12 protein-coding genes and 1 tRNA gene are annotated in these 17,493 nt (G+C 43.7%); 2 read left to right on the forward strand and 11 right to left on the reverse strand.

Annotated features, from left to right (window positions below):
• Positions 1-267: 267 nt before the first annotated feature.
• On the reverse strand, positions 268-930 hold the full coding sequence (queC, locus tag ABZA00_RS11085) for a 7-cyano-7-deazaguanine synthase QueC (RefSeq protein WP_372882233.1): 663 nt from the start codon (positions 928-930) through the stop codon (positions 268-270).
• Between the two features lie 75 nt (positions 931-1,005).
• On the opposite strand from queC, the gene queE reads away from it, so the two are divergent.
• A complete protein-coding gene (queE, locus tag ABZA00_RS11090; RefSeq protein ID WP_372882234.1) occupies positions 1,006-1,683 on the forward strand; it encodes a 7-carboxy-7-deazaguanine synthase QueE in 678 nt (225 codons plus the stop codon).
• Between the two features lie 151 nt (positions 1,684-1,834).
• Here the strand turns inward: queE and ABZA00_RS11095 are convergent, their stop codons facing one another.
• Positions 1,835-2,698, reverse strand: coding sequence for a hypothetical protein (locus ABZA00_RS11095; RefSeq protein WP_372882235.1), 864 nt, complete (start codon positions 2,696-2,698; stop codon positions 1,835-1,837).
• A 691-nt stretch (positions 2,699-3,389) separates the two neighbouring features.
• On the opposite strand from ABZA00_RS11095, the gene hrpA reads away from it, so the two are divergent.
• A complete protein-coding gene (gene hrpA / locus ABZA00_RS11100) occupies positions 3,390-7,277 on the forward strand; it encodes an ATP-dependent RNA helicase HrpA (RefSeq protein WP_372882236.1) in 3,888 nt (1,295 codons plus the stop codon).
• 438 nt (positions 7,278-7,715) lie between these two features.
• Here hrpA and ABZA00_RS11105 read toward each other — a convergent pair.
• From ABZA00_RS11105 to nrdB, 9 genes are all read right to left on the reverse strand, one after another.
• A tRNA-Tyr gene (locus tag ABZA00_RS11105) sits at positions 7,716-7,799 on the reverse strand.
• A gap of 163 nt (positions 7,800-7,962) precedes the next feature.
• Positions 7,963-8,523, reverse strand: coding sequence for a VC2662 family protein (locus ABZA00_RS11110; protein ID WP_372882237.1), 561 nt, complete (start codon positions 8,521-8,523; stop codon positions 7,963-7,965).
• 59 nt (positions 8,524-8,582) lie between these two features.
• Positions 8,583-9,419 (reverse strand): formyltetrahydrofolate deformylase, encoded by an 837-nt coding sequence (gene purU / locus ABZA00_RS11115; RefSeq protein ID WP_372882238.1) that lies wholly within the window; start codon positions 9,417-9,419, stop codon positions 8,583-8,585.
• Between the two features lie 34 nt (positions 9,420-9,453).
• Complete coding sequence (locus tag ABZA00_RS11120; RefSeq protein ID WP_372882239.1) at positions 9,454-9,930, reverse strand: YchJ family protein; 477 nt, start codon at positions 9,928-9,930, stop codon at positions 9,454-9,456.
• A 66-nt stretch (positions 9,931-9,996) separates the two neighbouring features.
• On the reverse strand, positions 9,997-11,673 hold the full coding sequence (asnB, locus tag ABZA00_RS11125; RefSeq protein ID WP_372882240.1) for an asparagine synthase B: 1,677 nt from the start codon (positions 11,671-11,673) through the stop codon (positions 9,997-9,999).
• 191 nt (positions 11,674-11,864) lie between these two features.
• Positions 11,865-13,481, reverse strand: coding sequence for a cation:proton antiporter (locus ABZA00_RS11130; protein ID WP_372882241.1), 1,617 nt, complete (start codon positions 13,479-13,481; stop codon positions 11,865-11,867).
• A gap of 126 nt (positions 13,482-13,607) precedes the next feature.
• Complete coding sequence (locus tag ABZA00_RS11135) at positions 13,608-15,314, reverse strand: tetratricopeptide repeat protein (RefSeq protein WP_372882244.1); 1,707 nt, start codon at positions 15,312-15,314, stop codon at positions 13,608-13,610.
• Positions 15,315-15,782: 468 nt separating this feature from the next.
• The gene (gene yfaE, locus ABZA00_RS11140) at positions 15,783-16,034 is read right to left on the reverse strand and encodes a class I ribonucleotide reductase maintenance protein YfaE (RefSeq protein ID WP_372882242.1); all 252 of its coding nucleotides are present in this window, start codon (positions 16,032-16,034) and stop codon (positions 15,783-15,785) included.
• A gap of 20 nt (positions 16,035-16,054) precedes the next feature.
• Entirely contained in the window at positions 16,055-17,200 is a 1,146-nt protein-coding gene (gene nrdB / locus ABZA00_RS11145; RefSeq protein ID WP_372882243.1) for a class Ia ribonucleoside-diphosphate reductase subunit beta, read from the reverse strand.
• Between the last annotated feature and the right edge of the window lie 293 nt (positions 17,201-17,493).

The raw sequence follows: 17,493 nt of genomic DNA on the forward strand, positions 1-17,493 counted from the left end.
GAGTTAATATTGTCTGCGGTGGCGGTGCAAAAAGTGCGTCGTGCAACCAAAGCAACCAAGGGATCACAACAACGCCGTATGGATAAAAAAACACAGCACGGAAAAACCAAAAGTATGCGCAGCAAAAAAATTGATTATTAGTGTGTTTTTGTGGCGGGGGAGCAGAACTTTTATCTGATCAGTATAAAAAAGCGATAACCACCTGCGTGATTATCGCCTGAAATTCAACCATAAAAGTTGATTAGATATTTACTCAGATTATTATTATTAATCTTCGTATGGAATAGGGTCCGTTACCCCGTTTGCTGCAAAAGCTTCAAGGCGTTCATTGCATGAACCACATTGGCCGCAGGCTTTTTCCCGGCCGTTATAACAGGTCCAGGTTTTACTGTAATCAAGCCCCATTGCTAAACCGTCTTTTAAAATACCGATTTTATCGCTGTTTAAGTAGGGAGAAAATATTTCTACTTTTTCATAATTCGCTACGGCCGCCACTTCATTCATTTTTTCCACAAAAATAGGGCGGCAGTCCGGGTAAATTTCATGGTCACCGGAATGGGCTCCGTAATAAACTTGCTCGGCACCCAGTGAAACCGCATAACCAATCGCCAGCGACAATAAAATCATATTACGGTTGGGGACAACGGTGGATTTCATGTTTTCCTGCTGATAGTGACCCAGTGCGACATCAATACTGTTGTCGGTTAGTGATGAGCCACCAATTAACTGATTAATTGCTGAAATATCAATCACTTTATGATGGACACCTAACTCCCGGCAGACCTGACGTGCCACTTCAATCTCTTTGATATGGCGTTGTCCATAATCAAAAGTGAGCGCATAAGGGGTTAAACCTTGCTGCAGCGCTTTGTGTAATACAGTGAAAGAGTCCATTCCGCCGGAATAGATGACTACGACCTTTTTACTCATAAGACTTGTTTTTCCTGATTGATTCACATATAAAACGGACCCTAGATCCTATTCGCAACCGGGTATAATAAAGCAATGCAGCAAAACTATAAAGTAAATGAGCTATTTCAAACGATCCAGGGAGAAGGTTTTTATACCGGAGTCCCCGCTATTTTTTTACGCTTACAAGGCTGCGATGTGGGTTGCGCATGGTGTGATACAAAGCATACCTGGGAGATCAAAGCGGATAAACAGAGTGATTTAATTTTATTAACGGATCGTTCCAATGAATCAGAACGCTGGGCAAATGTCACTGCGCAGGAGATTATTGCTGAAATTAAACGTTTGGGATACAGCGCTAATCTAGTGGTGATCACCGGCGGCGAACCCTGTATGGTGGATCTGCGTGAATTAACTCAGGTTCTGCACGAATTTGGATTTAAAACTCAAGTTGAAACCAGCGGCACTTATCCGGTGTTAGTTGCACCGACAACCTGGGTGACACTCTCTCCCAAGGTGAATATGCGTGGCGGTAAAGTCGTTTTACAGTCTGCTTTAGAGCGTGCTGATGAGATCAAACATCCCGTTGCGACAGAAAAAGATATTGAACAGCTGGATGCATTACTGGCACAGATTAAATCCGTGGACGGTAAAACTATCTGTCTGCAGCCGATTTCGCAAAAGGCCAGAGCGACAGCCTTATGCAGTAAAGTGTGTATTGAACGTAACTGGCGTTTATCAGTGCAAATGCATAAATATCTGGGAATTGATTAGCTTATTTGCAGTAGCCCGGAGCGGAGATGACCCCATATTGATAGCCGGTGCTGCGCTGGATATGGGCAAGAGAGATAAGTCGCTGGCTCAAGATGCTGCATATGAACGCAAAATCAAGGAGCAGGCGACTCTGAACAGAATGTGGGGAAGTCTACTGTTGCCGGCGCAGTGGCGGCTTGGTGTCCCGACCGTAGTAGTAGGAGCGCTCCTCAACCAGTAGAGCTTCAGCGCGTGCCTTGTCCATTTCCTGCGCATTGAGCTGCGTTTCTTTGGTCAAAGTTAAAGTTTCCTTGACCGGGTCATCGCCCTCAAAGCCCACCTTTATGTAGCCGATACCCGGGGCGTAGTATTTCAGCTGGATCGCGCCCATTTCCAGCTCAGGACTGGACCATTCTTCAATCACGATTACGTCCTTAAACGTGCCCGCCGGAATCGTCACCGTTTCGCCCGCGCTCCGCACCTGACCTCGGTCGTCCCAGTTATATACCCCCGCAGCGAAGCCCTGCGAAATGCTTGGTGCGCCTACGGCTGGTTTCCCCGGCATGATGATGCCAGACTTGGCACCCAGGAATCCATCCAGCCAAGTTTTAGCGCCGACCAGTTTTCCATCCTCATCATAAACTTCCTTGACCTCGCCAAAATGCCAAACATTGCCTTCATCGTCCTGCGCGCGAAAGTACAGTTCGGACTCCTCAAGCTTGCCATCCACGATATCGCGGTCCCAGGAAACGACAGTCTCAATTCCATTGACTGTTTTAACGAGATCAGTGACGATTTTAATGACCTTATGCGGTATCTTCTCGTCTTCGTCGTTTATCGTCCAACCGTCATACTCCGCATACGAACCAGGTTTGAGCGGCATATATTTGTTGTCGATGATAGTTGGCCGACTGAAGTTCTTGGCGTCAACCGTCAGTAGATTGGTCAGGTTATCCACCGCAAAAACCGGCGAGGTGAAGCTGGTAACCATCGCCGCAATCACAACCGTATTAATTTGTGTTCGGGATAGCTTCATGATTGTGCCCCCCTCGTCAGGATAAGTGATCTAAAGTACGCAGATTTCATGTCATATTTTCCTTAGTTAGTTACAGGTACTACTACCGATGCATGGCAAGCCATGACCTGCCATGCAATTAATGTCGAAAGGCTTTAACCGCTTCGAGGCGATCTTCAGGGCTTCCTCCCGCAAAGAATCCATGGTCTTCGGGATCCGTTTCTCCTCACGTGTCAATTGCAACCTTCCCAGTGGCTTGTCCGAAAGAGATGATCATCTGCTCATTGGTGTGCAGGGAAGTCTACTGTTGACGGCTTAGTGCCCCTGTCGTAGTGGATGTCACGTCTTATCGAGAAGAGCTTCAGCACGTATCTTGTCCATTTCCTGCGCATCGAGCTGTGATTCTTTGGTCAATGCTAATTACCTTGACCGGGTCATCGCCCTCAATCGAGTATAGGAAGGATAAAAACTCTATGCCAAAAAAAATGTTAATTTGAACAGAATTTTTTATCCATTATGCTTTTTTTGTGATAAATCTTATATCATTTATTGTTACCCTTTTTAAATATCAGTATTTTCAGCCGTCAGCCCGCAGTTCGAAGATGTAGTTACCGGCCGGAGTATGCTTGCCTGCATTTAAGCTCAAGCACTTCTGTATTTTTTGCATGCGCCTTGCTAGGATCTGTTTTTTGATTCTTGTTAGGTATTCGTTTTGACCATTTCTGCTTCTACTTTAAAAAAACACCTCTCCCAGGCTTTATATCAGGATCAATTTCCGCTTTCGCGGCGTATCGACACCGTATTGAAACAAAAAAACACCGAAAAAGTAGAACTCGCCCTGACAAAAATAGCCTGTGATATTCAAACATCCATTGATGCACGAAAGTTACGTCTGCTTAACCTGCCCACGGTGAGTTACCCGGAAAGCCTGCCGGTCAGCCAGAAAAAAGACGATATTTTGGCGGCGATTAGAGATAATCAGGTGGTGATTATTGCCGGTGAAACGGGCTCAGGTAAAACCACGCAGATCCCTAAAATTTGTCTGGAGTTGGGCCGCGGCGTCAGCGGTTTAATCGGTCATACCCAGCCAAGACGTCTGGCAGCGCGCACCGTTGCCAACCGTATTGCTGAAGAGCTGGATTCAACTGTCGGAGAAACTGTCGGTTATCGGGTGCGCTTTACCGACAAAGTAAGCCCTCAGTCTTATATTAAATTAATGACCGATGGTATTTTATTAGCAGAAATCCAAAACGATCGTTTTTTAAGTCAATACGACACCATTATTATCGATGAAGCCCATGAGCGCAGCCTCAATATCGACTTTTTATTAGGCTATCTGAAACGTCTGCTGCCGCGTCGCCCGGATCTCAAAGTCATTATTACTTCTGCGACCATTGATCCGGAACGTTTTTCCAAACACTTTGCTATTAATGGCAAAGATGCGCCAATTATTGAGGTATCGGGGCGAACCTTTCCGGTGGAAACGCTGTACCGTCCGCTGGATGAATATGCGGGCGGGGATCAGATTGAAGGTATTTTTAATGCCGTCGATGAGCTGCAGCGGTTAGGCCGTGGCGATATTTTGATCTTTATGAACGGTGAGCGTGAAATACGTGATACTGCAGATGCGCTAAATCGGCGTAAGCTGCGTGATACCGAAGTGTTGCCTCTGTTTGCCCGTTTAAGTGTTGCTGAGCAAAATCGTATTTTCCAGTCGCATCGTGGTCAGCGTATTGTTCTGGCGACCAACGTGGCCGAAACCTCGCTGACCATTCCCGGAATCAAGTATGTGATTGATACCGGTACGGTGCGGATCAGCCGTTACAGTTACCGCACTAAAGTGCAGCGTTTACCCATTGAACCTATTTCCCAGGCAAGCGCTAATCAGCGTAAGGGGCGCTGTGGACGGGTCAGTGAAGGGGTGTGTATCCGCTTGTATGGTGAAGATGATTTTCTTTCCCGTCCGGAATTTACCGATCCGGAAATACTGCGTACCAACCTCTCATCGGTTATTCTGCAGATGCTCTCTTTAGGTTTAGGTGAACTCAACCAGTTCCCTTTTGTGCAGCCGCCTGAAGATCGTAATATTAAGGATGGATTGGCCCTGCTGGAAGAGTTGGGTGCGGTGGATCTCAGCGCTAAAAATCCGCGTAAAAAACTCACCCCTTTAGGCAGACAGTTAGCCAAACTGCCTGTTGATCCGCGTTTGGCCAGAATGATTTTGGCCGCGCAGGAGTTTGGCTGTGTTCATGAGGTAATGGTGATCAGCGCCGCGTTAAGTATTCAGGATCCGCGTGAGCGTCCGCTGGATAAGCAGCAGGCTTCCGATGAAAAGCACCGGCGGTTTTTTGATAAAGATTCTGATTTTATGGCTTTTGTGAACCTTTGGGATTACCTCAAAGAGCAGCGTGATGAGCTTTCCAGTAGCCACTTCCGGAAAATGTGTCAAAAAGAGTTTTTAGCCTATATGCGGGTCCGTGAATGGCAGGATATTTATGCGCAAATCAACCAGGTGATTGACGAATTAGGCATAAAAATCAATAGCCAGCCGTCAAACTTTGATGCTATCCATCAGGCTTTATTGGCGGGCTTACTGTCGCATATCGGTTTTAAAGACAAAGAGGCCGAATATCTGGGCGCACGCAACAGTAAATTTTATCTGTTTCCAGGATCCGGGCTGTTTAAAAAACAGCCCAAATGGACAATGGTGGCGGAATTGGTGGAAACCGCGAAACTGTTCGGCCGGACTGCTGCCCGTATTAACCCTGAATGGATTGAAAATCAGGCGCAGCATTTAATTAAACGCAGTTATAGTGAGCCGCACTGGCAGAAGAAGATGGGGACGGTTGCCGCATACGAAAAACAAACCCTATACGGAGTGCCTATTGTCAGTCAGCGTAAAGTCACCTATACCCAGATTGATTCGGTGTTATGCCGTGAGCTGTTTATCCGCCATGCACTGGTGGAAGGGGAATTTATTACCCGTCATCAGTTCTTCAAAGATAATCAGGCGCTGCTGGAGGATATCGAAGAGCTGGAGCATAAGTCACGCCGCCGCGATATTCTGGTGGATGATGAAACCTTATATTATTTTTATGATCAGCATATCCCTGCAAATGTTGCCAGTGGCAAACAGTTTGACAGCTGGTGGAATAAAGAGAAGAAAAAACAGCCCGACTTATTAAATTATCAGCGCAGCCTGGTGATGGCCCATGATGCGGAAAACGTCACCGGCAAAGCCTACCCGGATTTTTGGCAGCAGGGCCATTTTAAACTGCGCTTAAGTTATGCTTTTGAACCCGGCACCGCGCAGGACGGTGTTACCGTGGACATTCCGCTGGCACTGTTAAATCAGGTAAAAGAGGGCGGTTTTGACTGGCAGATACCGGCATTGCGCGAAGAGTTATTGATTGCCTATATTAAAACACTGCCGAAAGCGCTACGGCGTAACTTTGTGCCTGCACCGAATTATGCGCAGGCGGCATTGTCGGCCATGCAGCCTTTGAAAACCTCATTATTGGAAGCCTTTGAAAAACAACTGCTGCGCATGACCGGGGTGCGGCTTCCTGAAGATGCCTGGGATGTAAACGCCTTACCGGAGCATTTAAGAATCAAGTTTAATGTGCTTAATGAGCAGGGCAAAAGCGTCGCTATCGGTAAGGATTTAAAGGTCTTACAGCATCAGTTAAAAGGGCAGGTAAAAAATACTCTGTCTAAGGTTTCTAAACAGGGGATTGAAAAAAGCCAGCTTACCCAATGGAGTTTTGGTGAGCTGCCGACCTCCTTCAGTAAAGATCATGGGGGCTATAAAGTAAAAGCGTTTCCCGCGCTGGTGGATAAAAATAAAAGTGTCGCCATTGAGCTGTTTGACAGTGAGCAAAAGGCGGCACGTATTAATCAGGCCGGTCTGCGCCGTCTGGTATTATTAAATGTACCGTCACCGATTAAATATTTACAGCAAAGTCTGCCCAATAAAGCCAAACTGGGGCTTTATTTTAATCCCTTCGGACAGGTCAAAGATTTAATTGATGATTGTATCGCCTGCGCCGTTGATGCGATTTTAAAAGATCAGAAACGGGCGCAAACAGAAGTGGAATTTGAAGCGCAGAAAGAGATGGTGCGCGCAGAATTGGCTGAAAGAACGTTGCAAATTACCCAGCAGGTCGAGGAGATATTAACCCTTGCTTACGCGGTTAATAAGAAGCTGAAGGGTAAAGTTGATTTAACCATGCTGGTGGCACAGGGGGATATTAAATCGCAGTTAAACCGCCTTATTTTCCCCGGTTTTGCCAGTCAGGTTGGAGAAGCTAAACTGCCTGACCTGAAACGTTATTTAAGCGCATTGGAAAAGCGTCTGGAAAAACTGCCGATTAACCCGACTCAGGATCGTCTCCATACCATTGCGCTGAATGAGTTGGAAAGCCGCTACCATGCACTGTGTAAAACCATGATGGCGAGTGAAAATGATAATGAGCAATTAGCAGAAATATACTGGATGATGGAGGAGTTAAGGGTTTCTTTCTTTGCCCAGCAGTTGGGCACGCCTTATCCGGTTTCAGAAAAAAGGGTCAAACTGAAGCTGGCCGAATTAAAGGGGTAACAGCCTTCTTTGCCACTCTTGCAAAAAGCTCATCATGGTCAGCATGTTGGGCTTTTTTTATTTAACCTCAACTCTGGATAGTGGGCATTATAATAGATGAAGTTATCTTTTTTGACTCAGGTAAAGCTCAATGCCGGAATTTTCGTTCCTTTCAAGGCAAGTTTGTGAAGTAATAGCCGGCTATTACAAGCAAACTTAACGCAGAAAGGGGCGAAAAGAACGGTCTTGAGGAGATGTCGCTTATCCAGAGCTGAGGTTATTTAATTCGCTTCAAGATATGGATCAACGGTGAGGATGGATCTCTTTATTATTATGAGTGATATAAGTGGTAAAATAGATAAGATACGTTCAATGTGCTTAAAAAAGTTAAGCTGAATATTATTTTACAATGGTAAGTAATGCCGGGAAGTATTGCTGAGTTGATGCAGGTAGTTGAAATGGTGGAGGGGGACGGATTCGAACCATCGAAGCTTTCGCGGCAGATTTACAATCTGCTCCCTTTGGCCGCTCGGGAACCCCTCCTTCATTTCGCGGAGGATAATAGCAGAAATTTTCTGTTTGTGAAGCCTTAATATTAAAAAAACAGTAAATAAAATCAGCTTGTTGCAGAATATTTTTGTTTTGTATAATAAATAACTGAAAGTGTTTGAATAATAAGCGGCTAGATAAACTAACCGCGAAGTTATTACCTGGCCCAGTTCAGCAATGGGAAACATTTGAAAAAACCGTTATCGGCACAATTGAGCAGGCCAACCTGTACACCGTCAATTTTTTCAGTTTTATTGAAAAATCCAACTTGTACCCTTGAGCGCTTTGAAATACTTGCCGCGCCTATATCAACCAGGGTATTACCGGTTGAATAATTAACAAAACTGATATTTGCGCCGTGCACGTTATTGGTTAGGTTGATTGCGCCGATGTTTGCCCCCAGAGTTTGACCGGTTTGCCAGTTGATAATCCCTAAAGAGGCGCCGGTCATTGATTTACTGACTTTATGGGCACCAAAAAAATTTAAATTCACACCGGTTGTTTTATTGGTTTCAGAGAGTCCGAAAGCGGCGATGTCAACACCGGTTAACTGCTGAACCCTACCGTGTAAGACAGCAACTCGTACTCCGCGGACACTGGTTGCGTTGGGCGTATTAAAACCATCGATGGTTGAAAACATAAAAGGCGTCTCATTTGCCTGCAGCGTTGGAGAGACAAACGCGGCAGCCAGAGTTAAAACAGGTAACAATTTTTTCATTTTGATTTCCTTCTGTTATTTTTACCGGATGATGATAGCGCCCTGATGCCGGGCGTTTTTTATTGGAAAACAACTGTGCGGTTTGCATAAACAAACACTTTGTCATCCAGCACCTGACTTAATGCCCGGCTTAATACTGATTTTTCCACATCCCGGCCGGCTTTTGCCAAATCTTCTGCACTGTAAGCGTGATCAATATGGGTGACATCCTGAGTAATAATAGGACCTTCATCGAGATCATTATTAACAAAGTGTGCCGTGGCGCCGATAATTTTCACACCGCGATCAAATGCCTGCTGGTAAGGCTTGGCACCAATAAAGGCCGGCAGGAAGGAGTGGTGAATGTTGATCAGTTTATTTTCATAAGCTTCAACAAATTTTGGCGTTAAGATACGCATATATTTAGCCAAAATAACATAATCCGGGGTGTAGGGGGCAATTGCTTCTAATACCTTCTGCTCATGCTCTTCACGGCTTAATCCCTCATGGCTGACGGTATGGAAAGGAATATTAAATTTGCTGACCAAATCTTCCAGGGAATCGTAATTGCCAATAACCGCAGCAATTTCAACATCAATCCCGCCATAGGTGCTTTTCATTAAGATATCACCGATGCAATGCGCCTCTTTGGTGACCAGAATAACGATACGTTTTTTCTGCGCTGATATCAGGGAGCGTCTGGAACCTTTGGGCAGGCTGAAGTCTAAATCGGCCAGCAGCGTCTGATCGTTGAAATAGCCCTCAATTTCAGTGCGCATAAAGAAACGGCCGTGCTGATGGTCTACAAATTCATTGTTTTTAATAATATTAAGCTGATGTTTTTGACAGATATTGGTAATTTGAGCAATTAGACCTTTGCTATCTGGGCAATCGGTCAGCAGTGTTTTCTTTTCCATTTTTATCTCTTATTGATTGTGCTCATACTGTGCGTTATTTAGCACAGCATTGTTTGTATTTTTTACCGCTGCCGCAGGGGCAGGGAGCATTGCGCTTTATCTTACCTGATTTTTGTTCAGGATACAGAAGTCCATCACAATAAAGCCATTGATTATCTTGTTTGACGAAATTAGAGCGCTCATGATGGCAGGCAAGATGCCCCTGCTCTAAAAACCAGGCTTTAAATTCTACATAACCTGAATGCTCGGCACTGTTTGTATCTATAATCTGCAGGTTTTTCCAATCAGCGGTTTTTTCACTTAATACTTCTGCAGTTAAACTGCCCCTGTAGTCGGGATGGTAAGTATCATATAAATAATCACCCAGTTGATAAACGAAAGCACTAAAGCGGGAGCGCATTAACTGCTCGCAGCTTTCTGGTTTATCTGCTTTTATATGCAAAGGAAAACAACATAAGTTGTATGTTTTTCCACTGTTACAGGGACAGAGTTGCTGATTTTCTTTAAGCATTTTATTCTACTTATAAAAAAAAAGCGTTCCGAGGAACGCTTTATATAAAGTTAACTAAGCGTTTACTTATGCGGTTTTGCTTTTGTACGCATCGTTATGAATGCCTGCAGCACGACCGGAAGGATCTGCGTTATTTTGGAAACTTGCATCCCAGGCTAATGCTTCAACCGTTGAACAAGCAACTGATTTACCATGAGGCACGCACTCAGCCGCACTGTCTAGCGGGAAGTGGCTTTCAAAAATAGAGCGGTAGAAGTAAGCTTCTTTAGTATCCGGTGTATTAATCGGGTATTTAAATTGTGCATTAGCCAGCTGCTGATCGGTTACTTGGGTTTCCACAAACTCTTTTAATGTATCAATCCAGCTATAACCAACGCCATCGGAGAACTGCTCTTTTTGACGCCATAAAACTTCCTCAAGCAGTTGACCATCAAAGGCTTCACGAAGAATATTTTTTTCTATTCTGCCATCTTTGATCATTTTAAGTTCTGGATTAGTGCGCATTGCCACATCTAAAAACTCTTTATCCAGGAAAGGTACGCGTGCTTCTACGCCCCATGCAGCCATGGATTTATTCGCTCGTAAACAGTCAAACATATGCAGTTTTTCTAACTTACGGTTTAGCTCTTCATGGAACTCTTTCGCGTTTGGTGCTTTGTGGAAATATAAATAACCACCGAATATCTCATCAGCGCCTTCACCTGAAAGTACCATTTTGATACCCATAGCTTTAATTTTACGTGCCATTAAGTACATTGGCGTAGATGCACGGATAGTCGTCACATCATAGGTCTCAATGTGATATATCACTTCACGCAGAGCATCAATACCATTTTGCACGGTAAAGTGGATAGGGTGGTGCACTGTACCTAACTCTTTTGCTACTTTCTCTGCCGCAGCTAAGTCCGGCGAGCCTTCCAGACCCACTGAGAAAGAGTGCAGTTGAGGCCACCAGGCGCCGGATTGATCGTCATCTTCAACACGCTGTTTAGCAAACTTTTGCGTGATTGCCGAGATAACTGAAGAGTCTAAACCGCCGGATAGTAATACGCCGTATGGTACATCACACATTAATTGACGTTTAACGGCAGCTTCAAGTGCGTGACCAATTTCAGCGGCGCTGCCGCCATTGTCTTTAACCGCATCATACTGCATCCAGTCACGCACGTAATATTTAGTCAGCTCACCAATTTCGCTGTCCAGATAGTGACCAGCCGGGAACTCCTGTACGCGGGTACAGACAGGCGTCAATGCTTTCATTTCAGAAGCGACGTAGAAGTTGCCGTGTTCATCCCAACCCATATACAGCGGGATGATACCGATATGGTCACGGCCAATCAGGTATTTATCTTTTTCTGCATCGTATAAAATAAATGCAAAAATGCCATTTAAGTCATCTAAAAAGGCATTACCTTTTTCTTCATATAAACCAAGAATAATTTCACAGTCAGATTTTGTTTTGAACTGGTAACCACAGGTTAATTCAGCTTCAAGATCTTTATGGTTATAAATTTCACCATTTACTGCAAGGATATGTGTATTATTTTGATTATACAGAGGTTGCGCGCCGGTATTAACATCCACGATTGAAAGACGCTCATGAACCAATATTGCTTTATCGGAGGAGTAAACACCTGACCAGTCAGGGCCACGATGACGAAGCAGTTTGGACATTTCAATAGCTTGTTGGCGTAAAGCGACCGGATCGCTTTTAATGTCAAGTACACCAAAAATAGAACACATAACGTTACCTTTTATTTTAAAGCGAATCTTTACAAGATTTCGATTGTTAAGTTATTGATGCTTTTCCGTTTGCTTTAACAAAACAAAAAAAAGAACAAGTTGGTAGAGGATTTTTGCAGAATAATCAATAAAAGTCACACTAAATCCGTGTAATAAATTATAAATTAATAGTGATTCGCTTAAAATAGCGATTACCAGTCCTGCATATAGTTATTTTTACTGAATGTTAACGGTAGGTTAGCGCAGACATGGCTGGCAAAACCGGCACCGGCCTCTTCGTACATATTATAAACCTGCTCAACTCCCAGCGCGTGCAGATCGGCTGCATCACTTTGATAATGGGCAAGTGCCGCAACCTTAAAACCGAAGTTGCTAATTTTGCTAAGTTGCTCTGCCGCATATCGATTACCATTATGATCCGGCATGGCCAGTAAAATAAGTTTAATATTATCGGTCAGTTGCAGTTTATTCCAAAAATCTGAATCTAATGCGTCACCGGTTATCACGCGTCTGCCATAAGTACGGTGGGATAGGGTCTTTTGATGATCAGAGTCGATTCCCATCACGCTTTCTCCATAGCTTGCTTTCAATGCATCGTAGGCGCCGGTGCCGATACGGCCCATACCGAGTACTAATATTTGCGCATCACCGACACGCACCGGGCGGTCGTCCTTATGCAGACGTGTTGCCTGAAAGCGTTTTAAAGGCAGGCTGAAGCGTCTGTAGAGGTGATCGGAATAGTTGTTCAATAAAGCCGCGATAATAAAGCTGAATGAAACGGCAATGGCGGTAATAATCAGCCAGTCTTGGGATAACCAGCCTTTATAGGTGGCAAGGGAGGCGACAATCAGGCCGAATTCACTGTAATTTGCTAATGAAAATGAAGCAAACAGAGAAGTCCGGGAACGTAAATTAAACTGACTTAAGGTGAAGAAATAAAGAATAATTTTGCCTGCTAATAAAATGGATAAAATACCGGCAACCATTAAATGACCGCTGTTAGGCAATCCGCCCAGACCGATATTCAAAAAGAAACAGATTAAAAACAGCTCTTTCAGATTAAACAGCGCGTTGGCCATATTCTTAGCACTTGGGTGACTCGCAAGTAACATGCCGGCAACCAGTGCACCTAAATCTGCCTTCAATCCAACCAGTTTAAATAAACCGGCACCTACAACTAAAGCTAAAAAGAAACCGTATAATACCAATAGTTCGCCATGACCTGCGCGATCTAACAGCTTAAACAGCAGAGGGCGGATTAGCGGTAAGGCGAGTAAGGTAAATGCCCAGATAGAGGGCATTTTCCCGATCGAAATGGTCAGGAACAGGACAGCAAAAATATCCTGCATGATCAAAATACCGATTGCAATCCGGCCATAAAGTGAGCTTGTTTCACTTTTTTCCTCTAAGATTTTGACCGCAAATACTGTACTTGAAAAACTTAATGCAAAAGAGACAAGGATCACCTCCATGATCCCTAAGTCGCTAAAAAAACTCAGGCCAATCTGTTTTAACGTGAATAAAAGTAAGGTATAAAAAATGATACTGGCGATAATGTGAATACTCGCGCCGCCCCAAACTTCCCCCTTAAAAAGGGTGCGAATATCCAATTTTAAGCCGATTGAAAAAAGTAATAACGTCACGCCTAAATTGGCCAGCGAAACTAAATCCTCTGTCGATTCAAAACCGAAAAAATTGAGTACAAAACCGGCTAATAAAAAACCGACCATTGGCGGTAAGCTGGTGAAGTTAACCACCATGCCGAAGGTAAATGCGGTGCCAATAAAAAGTAGTATAGAAAAATCCATATTAAGCTCATTTAAAAGGGAGAGGTAATGTCACGTGAATTGCTATGTTGTTCTCGTTAATTTTTTGTATTTTAAATTAATTGCTTTTAATAAGCATTTGAAAAGTGGCATTAAAGGAACATTTCCTTAGAAAAATGCACTGTCAATTTTACTGTCTGTGCTGTCGTTATCTTTATTGGCGGGTTGGTAGGTATACTCTGGCGATTCTTTTTTCTGTGCTTTGACTAATGCAACATGTTCAGGAAGAGAATAAGTAACAAAGGTTGTGGTATCTGGCCAGTGACGCTCTACGACCAATTCAATACCATCTTCTAATAACCACTGGAAGCTGGCCTCTCCCTGTTGTACTTCTCCCTTGTAAGTATCCGGCTCGCCATATTTTTCCATCAGCAGATTTTTTACCCGGACAATCAAATCCGCATTATCTCTACCGATAAAAGTATATTGCGCACTGCTGAAATAGTTTTCACGTGTATAGGTTATTTCTAACTTGCTGGTACCGCGAATAACGGCGCCGGTATAATAACTCTCCGACCAGTCCCGGGGATTATCAGAAATTGCTGTTATCGCCATATTTTTGATTTCCCGGGATAGCATCAATCTATTCGCACAGGCGAGCGGTACTGAAAATAGTTTTGTAGTTGCATTTTTTAAACAAAGTTTTTGCTTAAACAGGTTCTGATAGCGAGCCGCTGCCCATGGCTCAGGTGATTGCTGATATAACGTCATGGCGTGTTCAAGATCCACAGAAACTCCCTCACCATGTTCATAAAAAGTAGCTAACCGCCCATGCGCATAGTTATAACCCAGCTGTGAAGATTGTTGATAATAAGTGATTGCCTTACTGCTGTTTGCGATGACACCCTGCTCACCCTTTTCATAAATAAGACCGAGTTGATAATAGGCTTTGGCATGATTTTGCATCGCAGCCTGGTTATACCAGTCAATGGCGATGCGGATGTTTTTCTCAACACCACTGCCATTTTGATAGAGTTGACCCAGTTTATACTTCGCTGCGCTATTGCCGCTGCCCGCGGCGCTTTTGTACCATCGTATCGCTTGTTCAACGTTGATCTCGCCGGCTTTACCCGCTTCGTAAAACTCTCCCGCTTTATAGGCTGCCGGGGAATATTTTTTATCAGCAGCTGTTAAATAGAGCGACAGTGCGCGCTGGTTATCTGCAGCGGTGCCCAACCCGAACTCATACATATAAGCGAGGTGAAAAGTTGCGACAGTATTCCCCCTTGAGGCGGCCTTTTCATACCACATTCTGGCTGTTTGATAATCCTGTTTAACACCCTGGCCGGATTGATAAATTTTACCTAAATAGAGCGGAGCGCTCGGGTGCCCCTGCTGTGCAGCTTTGTTAAACCACAATAAACTCTGCTGATCATTTTGCTCTGTGCCTTTGCCGTTTTGATAATGCACAGCCAATTGAAATTGTGATTCGGCATCACCCTGATTAGCGGCTTTTAAATACCAGTAAACAGCGCTTTCCTGATTTTCTACCATCCCGGTGCCCTGGTCATACATAGCAGCAAGAACATATTGAGCTGAAACATTGTTCTGGGAGGCCGCTTTTTCGTACCAATAGACTGCCTGCTGATAGTTTTTTTCAACTCCCTGACCGCTTTCATACATCCAGCCTAAGGTATATTGCGCGGCAGAATCACCTTGCTGAGCTAATCCTGTCCATAGGGATACTGCACGCTTGTAGTTGCCTGCCTGCGCCGCTTCATAGGCTGCATTAAATTCAGCCTGAGCGAAGCTGTTTACGCTGAATAAAAGCGTAAATATTAGCGCGAGGGGGGCTAAGTTAAACAGTGTGATAATCCATTAAATTCAACTCCATGATCGACAGGACATTGTATGTAACGCATACAGGATGCTGAATACTTAAATGTGACCGATAAACTGGCTTTACAACGATTCATTCGTCTACTCATTCCGTGAGCATTTTTATTTTTTTATTAGCCATTATAAAGACTAATCAGGCGGAAATGATAGATTTTTTTTAGATGTTAACTATTTGTGAAACAACTCACATTAGCTTTTAAGTCAGTTTATGATCTCGTTCAATTATTACTGGTGTTTTATGCGGGGCGGAGCTTGTGTAGCGGATATATTTTGAGCAGGCGATGATGTAGTAAAAAGGAATTCCCCCCTGTCGGAGGGGCGGTTAAAAGTGTTTTGTTCATTGTTGCGAGGTAGTTACTTAGAATCATTAAGCGGCACACCTCATGGCGCAATTAAAACGGCTTTATTTCGAACAAAAATCAACCGGCAAGGTTAAAACAGGCCCTAATAAGTTGCCAGTTTTATATCATTTTTTGTTTTGCTACAACAGATCAATATATCCCCATCGCGAAGATAAGCCATCGGCGAGTTAATATACTCAGGTTGGCCGCTGAGCAGTATACAGCGGCAGACACCACAATGACCATCGCGACAATGAAACTCCAGATCAACGGCTTGCGCTTCCAAATTTTCAAGCAGTGTTTTTTCAGTATCGAGGGGGTAGTCAATACCATTAACGGTTATTTTTTTGGACATAATGATTTCGTTAAATAATCTTATAACTCAAAGGTACTGAGATCTTCACTGTCGACTTTACTGTTGATTTGTCCCACAAGGTAAGAACTTATTTCCGCTTCCTGCGGAGCAACCTGGACATTATCACTTACTAACCAGTGATTGATCCACGGGATTGGATTGCTTTTAACTTCAAATGCCGGTTCATAACCGATTGCCTGCATACGCAGATTGGAAATGTATTCAACATATTGTGATAATATCTGTTCATTAAGACCAATCATGGAGCCGTCTTTAAATAGATATTTTGCCCAGTCTTTTTCCTGTTGTGCTGCCTGTAAAAAGATCTCCCGGCCTTCTGCAAAACATTCCAGTGCAATTTCAGCCATTTCCGGATCGTCTTTACCATCGGCCCAGAGGTTTAAAATCTGCTGCGTTGAATTAAGGTGCAGGGCTTCATCACGTGCAATCAGCTTAATGATTTTTGCATTGCCCTCTAATAAATCACGTTCAGCAAAAGCAAATGAACAGGCAAAAGAAACATAAAAACGAATTGCTTCCAGGGCATTAATTGAACAGATACACAGATACAGTTTTTTCTTAATTGAACGTAAGCTTAATTTTTCACTTTGTCCCTGCAGATTAATATAGTCAAGTGCAGTTTGTTCCAATCCATGCAGCTGCATAAACTGCGTAGCATGGATCAATTCATCGTAATATCCGGCTATATCCGTTGCGCGTTTTTGAATTTCCGTATTGGTGACGATATCTTCAAATACTTCGCCGGGATCGGTAAACAGATTGCGCAAAATATGAGTGTAACTGCGACTGTGGATAGTTTCAGAAAATGACCAGGTTTCAATCCAGGTTTCAAGCTCCGGCAGTGAGACTATGGGCAACAGGGCGATATTGGGGCTGCGGCCTTGAATCGAATCTAAAAGCGTCTGGTATTTCAGGTTGGAGATAAAAATATGTTGTTCATGATCCGGTAAATTTAAAAAATCGATACGGTCACGGCTGACATCAATCTCTTCCGGTCGCCAAAAAAAGCTTAACTGTTTCTCAATTAACTTTTCAAATACATCAAAGCGTTGCTGGTCATAACGCGCCACATTAACCGGATTGCCAAAGAACATCGGTTCTTTTATAGCGTCATTGGGGATCTTCGAGAAAGTTGTATAAGCCATAGAATGCTCCAGGTAAACCTTTAAATATAAATAGAGAATATTAATTTTTATTGTTATTAGGCGTTTTGCTCAAACGGGCTAATCATTTTACTAAAAACGAAAAACAGCTCTGTTCTGTTAGCAGAACTGTTTTCGGGATCCTTATTGCTTAGATCTTACATGCGCCGCCGGCACAGTCATCGCTTTCATCCATCACATTTTCATCATCAGCCCCATCCCGGGTATTGTGATAGTACAATGTTTTAACACCCATTTTATAAGCAATCAACAAGTCTTTTAACAGGTTGGTCATA

Source organism: Psychromonas sp. (assembly GCF_041586535.1).
GTDB lineage: Bacteria > Pseudomonadota > Gammaproteobacteria > Enterobacterales > Psychromonadaceae > Psychromonas.

What these genes read in the sequence shown, in the direction of transcription:
- queC (WP_372882233.1), bottom strand. Translation starts at nt 930, where the DNA reads ATGAGTAAAAAGGTCGTAGTCATCTATTCCGGCGGAATGGACTCTTTC.
- nrdB (WP_372882243.1), bottom strand. Translation starts at nt 17,200, where the DNA reads ATGGCTTATACAACTTTCTCGAAGATCCCCAATGACGCTATAAAAGAA.
- ABZA00_RS11095 (WP_372882235.1), bottom strand. Translation starts at nt 2,698, where the DNA reads ATGAAGCTATCCCGAACACAAATTAATACGGTTGTGATTGCGGCGATG.
- yfaE (WP_372882242.1), bottom strand. Translation starts at nt 16,034, where the DNA reads ATGTCCAAAAAAATAACCGTTAATGGTATTGACTACCCCCTCGATACT.
- ABZA00_RS11130 (WP_372882241.1), bottom strand. Translation starts at nt 13,481, where the DNA reads ATGGATTTTTCTATACTACTTTTTATTGGCACCGCATTTACCTTCGGC.
- ABZA00_RS11110 (WP_372882237.1), bottom strand. Translation starts at nt 8,523, where the DNA reads ATGAAAAAATTGTTACCTGTTTTAACTCTGGCTGCCGCGTTTGTCTCT.
- asnB (WP_372882240.1), bottom strand. Translation starts at nt 11,673, where the DNA reads ATGTGTTCTATTTTTGGTGTACTTGACATTAAAAGCGATCCGGTCGCT.
- ABZA00_RS11120 (WP_372882239.1), bottom strand. Translation starts at nt 9,930, where the DNA reads ATGCTTAAAGAAAATCAGCAACTCTGTCCCTGTAACAGTGGAAAAACA.
- purU (WP_372882238.1), bottom strand. Translation starts at nt 9,419, where the DNA reads ATGGAAAAGAAAACACTGCTGACCGATTGCCCAGATAGCAAAGGTCTA.
- queE (WP_372882234.1), top strand. Translation starts at nt 1,006, where the DNA reads ATGCAGCAAAACTATAAAGTAAATGAGCTATTTCAAACGATCCAGGGA.